This is a genomic window from Neisseria sp. P0022.S010 (genome assembly GCF_051956635.1).
The window spans coordinates 1-4,680 of record NZ_JBQCXF010000226.1; the positions used below are offsets into that span (position 1 = coordinate 1).

Here is a 4,680-nt window from a genome sequence, read left to right on the forward strand (position 1 = left end):
TCCAGAAACGGGTTTGGTGACCGAAGTGAACACCGGCTTCAATCATCTGACGCATAGTAATTTGAGACATGTTATTTCCTTGAAAGGGTTAAAGAGCACACATTCAATCGCATAGAACTTGATAGGCCAGGCCTATTGTCAAGCACCCTTCGGCGAAAGTGGGCATAAGTTTTAAAAAATAAAAGAGTGTTTCCGAAATGGAAAACTGACGGATTATAGCGGATAAGAGGCCGTCTGAAAAGGGATTTTATACCTTTCCGTCCTGTTTTTCATCCGTCTGTACCGCCTTTTGTCGGGCCGCTTCAAACTCCGCCTGCTCCTGCCGTTTCATCAGGCGGTTGCGGCGGCGGATGGTTACGACGAAGACCGTGAACACGGTAGGCAACACTGCCCAAAAAACCAAATAAATCAACGCGCGCGCAATACTCGGCTGCGCGGCGGAAAACATCACGGCAACAAAAAGATAGCCGATGGCGACAATGTGCCACATCGTGTGCGTCCTGTTTGAATGTTAACAAAATCGTTATAATAGCAACATTCTACCGCAATCCCGAAAGGCCGTCTGAAAATGAGGAATCCCGAAAAATCGGCACTACGTAAACAGTTCCGCCGCGCACGCGCTCAAATGAGCGCAGACGAGTGGAACACCGCTACTGAAACCATCAACCGCCTGCTCAAGCCCTACATCAAAAAAGGACGGAAAATTGGCGTGTATTGGCCGATGGGCAAGGAATTGCGATTGGACGGCTTTGTCCGTGCCGCACAAAAACGCGGCGCAAAACTCTACCTGCCCTATATCGAACCAAACACGCGGCGGATGTGGTTCACCCCCTACCCTGCCGACGGCGCCAAACAAGAACGCAAACGCGGCCGCGCTAAATTGAGCGTCCCCCAATTTACCGGCAAAAAAATCCGCGTCCACCAACTCAGCCTGCTGCTGGTCCCCATCGTCGGCATCGACAAACGCGGCTACCGCCTCGGACAAGCCGGCGGCTATTACGACGCCACCCTCTCCGCCATGAAATACCGCCTGCAAACCCAAACCCTGGGCGTAGGCTTCGGCTGCCAACTGACCGACACCCTGCCGACCGAACCCCACGACCTGCCGCTGGACGGGTTTGTATCGGAGTCGGGCGTGCTGATGTTCAAACATCATTAATCAATAGCTTTCAGACGACCTCAGAGATGCCGTCCGTTAAGACACTATAAAAGGCTGTCTGAAAACTCAAACCATCAAATACAAAGGACCCCCATGACTGATTTCTCATCCACTCCCGTTTTATCCTTCGACCGCGTCCGTCTCGAACCTTTAACAACGGCACACGAAGCCGGTTTGCGCGAAGCAGTTTGCGACGGCGAAGTTTGGAAGCTGAACGTAACCACCGCGCCCGAACCTCACCAAGTAGCTGACTATATCCGCACCGCCATACAAACCCGCCTCGCCTTTGCCGTCATCGACGAAGACACGGGAAAAATTGTCGGCTCGACTTCGCTTTACCACATCGACCCCGCCATCCCACGCCTCTACATCGGTTTCACATGGTATGCCCTGTCGGCACAGCGCACGCACATCAATACCGCCTGCAAAATCATGTTGCTCGACTACGTTTTCGACACTTTAAACTGCCGTTGCGCCTGCTGGCAGACCGACAACCTCAACACCGCCTCCCAACGCGCCATCGAACGCTTGGGCGCACACCAAGACGGCATCTTGCGCTGCCACAAGCTGCGGAAAGACGGCAGCGTGCGCGATACGGTTGAATACAGCCTGCTGCGTGAGGAATGGCCGCAGGCAAGGGTAAAACTGCTCGAAAAAGCGGCAGCTTATGACGCGTCCTGAAAAAACGTTTTCTTCTTCATTTTTTCATCAAAACACGTCCATCTTGCTGACAATCCGAACTCTTTAAAAAATTAATGAAATAAGGTGCAACACCGTCAATCCCCTGATAAATAAAGGCCGTCTGAAAGTTTCAGACGGCCTTTATTCGGATTAAACCTTACTTGGCATCTTTAAACCCGCGTTTTAAATGCACCATCAGCAATGCGACGGCGGCAGGTGTTACGCCGGAAATGCGGCTGGCTTGGCCGACGGTTTCGGGTTTGTGCTGGTTGAGCTTTTGCTGCACTTCTGCCGACAAACCTTTGACTTTGCTGTAATCAATATCCTCAGGCAGCTTTAAGGTTTCGATGTCGCGGCGGCTGTCGATTTCTTCGTTTTGGCGGTCGATATAGCCTTGGTATTTGACTTGGATTTCGACTTGTTCAATCACGTTTTCAGGCAGCCTGCACTCGGGTTCTGCGCCTTCGAGCGTCATCAGTGCGGCGTAGTCGAGGTTCGGGCGGCGCAGGAGGTCGTGCAGGTTGGCTTCGCGGCTGAGTTTTTGTCCGAACACGCGGATTTGTTCGTCTTCGGCGAGTTTTTGCGGCGTGTACCACGTTGTTTTCAAACGCTGGATTTCGCGTTCGATGGCTTCACGTTTTTCGTTGAACATGCGCCATTGCGCTTCACCGACCAAGCCGATTTTGTGGCCGTCTTCGGTCAGGCGCATGTCGGCGTTGTCTTCTCTGAGTTGCAGGCGGTATTCGGCGCGGCTGGTGAACATGCGGTAGGGTTCGTTCACGCCTTTGGTGATGAGGTCGTCGACCAATACGCCGAGATAGGCTTGTTCGCGGCGCAGCAGGAGCGGGTCTTGTTCGCGGACGTATTGCACGGCGTTTGCTCCTGCGAGCAGGCCTTGTGCGGCGGCTTCTTCGTAGCCGGTGGTGCCGTTGATTTGTCCGGCGAAGAAGAGGCCTTGGATGGTTTTGGTTTCGAGGCTGGCTTTGAGGTTGCGAGGGTCGAAGTAGTCGTATTCGATGGCGTAGCCGGGGCGCAGGATATGGGCGTTTTCCAGGCCTTTCATGCTGCGCACGAGCGCGATTTGGATGTCGAACGGCAGGCTGGTGGAGATACCGTTAGGATAGTATTCGTGCGTGGTCAGGCCTTCGGGTTCGAGGAAAATCTGATGGCTGTCTTTGTCGGCGAAGCGGTTGATTTTGTCTTCGATAGACGGGCAGTAGCGCGGGCCGACGCCTTCGATTTTGCCGGTGAACATGGGGCTGCGGTCGAAACCGCTGCGGATAATTTCGTGTGTTTTCAAATTGGTATGCGTAATCCAGCAGGACACTTGGCGCGGGTGCATTTCGGCGTTGCCGCGCACGGAAAAGACGGGTATGGGCGTGTCGCCGGGCTGTTCGGTCAATTGGGAGAAATCAATCGTGCGCCCGTCGATACGCGGCGGCGTGCCGGTTTTCAGACGACCTTGCGGCAGATTCAATTCGCGCAAACGTCCGCCCAGCGATTTGGCGGCGGGATCGCCGGCGCGGCCGCCTTCGTAGTTTTCCAAACCGATGTGGATTTTGCCGGACAAAAACGTGCCTGCGGTCAGCACGACGGCGCGGGCTTTGAATTCCACGCCCATCGCGGTGATTACGCCTGAAATACGGTCGCCGTCGAGCGTTACGTCGTCAACCGACTGTTGGAAGAGATCGAGGTTTTCTTGGTTTTCCAACATTTCGCGGATGGCGGCTTTATATAGGATACGGTCTGCCTGCGCACGCGTAGCTCGCACTGCCGCGCCTTTGCTGGCGTTCAAGCGGCGGAACTGGATACCGGATTTGTCGGTGGCCAACGCCATCGCGCCGCCCAATGCGTCGAGTTCGCGCACGAGGTGACCTTTGCCGATGCCGCCGATGGAAGGGTTGCACGACATTTGGCCGAGGGTTTCGATGTTGTGTGAGAGCAGCAGGGTTTGCGCACCCATACGTGCGGCGGCAAGCGCGGCTTCGGTACCGGCATGGCCGCCACCGACGACAATCACGTCGTAGGTTTTGGGGTAAATCATGTAAGTCATGTTGTGTGTTCTGTAAAGGTTTCAGACGGCCTTTTGTTGATCAGGCCGTCTGAAAAGTGGAATCAAATCTTAAAACCAAGCTTAGAAGGTATAGCCTGTTTCCAATTCGTCATCGCCGACCAATTCGACCAGCAATGCATACAGCGGCGCCAAATCGTTGTAACGGCGGGATACGCGGCGCAAGTAGTTCAAGAAGCGCGGAATTTCAGGGCGGTATTTGTCTTTGCCGTCGCGGTAGTACAGACGGGCAAAAATACCGGCCACTTTCAAATGGCGTTGTACGCCCATCCATTCAAACCAGCGGTAGAACTCGTCAAACTCGGCAGGCACTGGTAGCTCGGCAGCGCGTGCTTTTTCCCAGTAACGGATGACCAAGTCCAATACAAATTCTTCTTCCCATTCGATAAATGCATCGCGCAGCAGCGATACCAAATCATAGGAAATCGGGCCGTAAAGCGCGTCTTGGAAGTCCAACACACCCGGGCGGCCTTTTGCCAGCATCAGATTGCGGACGATAAAGTCGCGGTGAACGTAAACTTTAGGTTGTGCCAACAGGGGAGGCAGCAAAGTATCGACGGTTTGTTGCCACAACTGGCGTTGTTTGAAGGTCAACTCGCGGCCCAATTCTTTGGCCACAAACCATTCGGGGAACAAGTTAATCTCGCGCAGCATGACTTCGCGGTCGTATTCCGGCAGTTTGCAGGGTTGGCTGGCTTTTTGCAGTTCGATCAGTTCGTCGATGGCTTCGAGCAGCAGGGCTTTGTGGGCGGTTTCGCTGTTTTCCTGA

Annotated in this window: 5 protein-coding genes; 2 read left to right on the forward strand and 3 right to left on the reverse strand. The window is 54.2% G+C overall.

Annotation, left to right across the window (positions count from 1 at the left end; genetic code table 11):
* Positions 1 to 247: 247 nt before the first annotated feature.
* Positions 248 to 490: a hypothetical protein gene (locus ACTHUT_RS14180; RefSeq protein ID WP_004520263.1), complete on the reverse strand. Its 243-nt coding sequence runs from the start codon at positions 488 to 490 to the stop codon at positions 248 to 250.
* A 78-nt stretch (positions 491 to 568) separates the two neighbouring features.
* Between ACTHUT_RS14180 and ACTHUT_RS14185 the strand changes: the two genes are divergently transcribed.
* The gene (locus tag ACTHUT_RS14185; RefSeq protein WP_250601557.1) at positions 569 to 1,159 is read left to right on the forward strand and encodes a 5-formyltetrahydrofolate cyclo-ligase; all 591 of its coding nucleotides are present in this window, start codon (positions 569 to 571) and stop codon (positions 1,157 to 1,159) included.
* Between the two features lie 93 nt (positions 1,160 to 1,252).
* Complete coding sequence (locus ACTHUT_RS14190; protein WP_250601559.1) at positions 1,253 to 1,840, forward strand: GNAT family N-acetyltransferase; 588 nt, start codon at positions 1,253 to 1,255, stop codon at positions 1,838 to 1,840.
* A gap of 157 nt (positions 1,841 to 1,997) precedes the next feature.
* Here ACTHUT_RS14190 and mnmG read toward each other — a convergent pair whose 3' ends face one another.
* Both mnmG and ACTHUT_RS14200 read right to left on the reverse strand, forming a co-directional pair.
* Entirely contained in the window at positions 1,998 to 3,893 is a 1,896-nt protein-coding gene (gene mnmG / locus ACTHUT_RS14195) for a tRNA uridine-5-carboxymethylaminomethyl(34) synthesis enzyme MnmG (RefSeq protein ID WP_250601561.1), read from the reverse strand.
* 81 nt (positions 3,894 to 3,974) lie between these two features.
* The coding region (locus ACTHUT_RS14200) for an aminoglycoside phosphotransferase family protein (RefSeq protein ID WP_440418929.1) at positions 3,975 to 4,680 on the reverse strand (706 nt) is incomplete at its 5' end.

Bases quoted from the DNA above. Each gene is read 5' to 3' on its own strand.
- ACTHUT_RS14185 (WP_250601557.1), top strand. From the start codon at position 569: ATGAGGAATCCCGAAAAATCGGCACTACGTAAACAGTTCCGCCGCGCA.
- ACTHUT_RS14180 (WP_004520263.1), bottom strand. From the start codon at position 490: ATGTGGCACATTGTCGCCATCGGCTATCTTTTTGTTGCCGTGATGTTT.
- mnmG (WP_250601561.1), bottom strand. From the start codon at position 3,893: ATGACTTACATGATTTACCCCAAAACCTACGACGTGATTGTCGTCGGT.
- ACTHUT_RS14190 (WP_250601559.1), top strand. From the start codon at position 1,253: ATGACTGATTTCTCATCCACTCCCGTTTTATCCTTCGACCGCGTCCGT.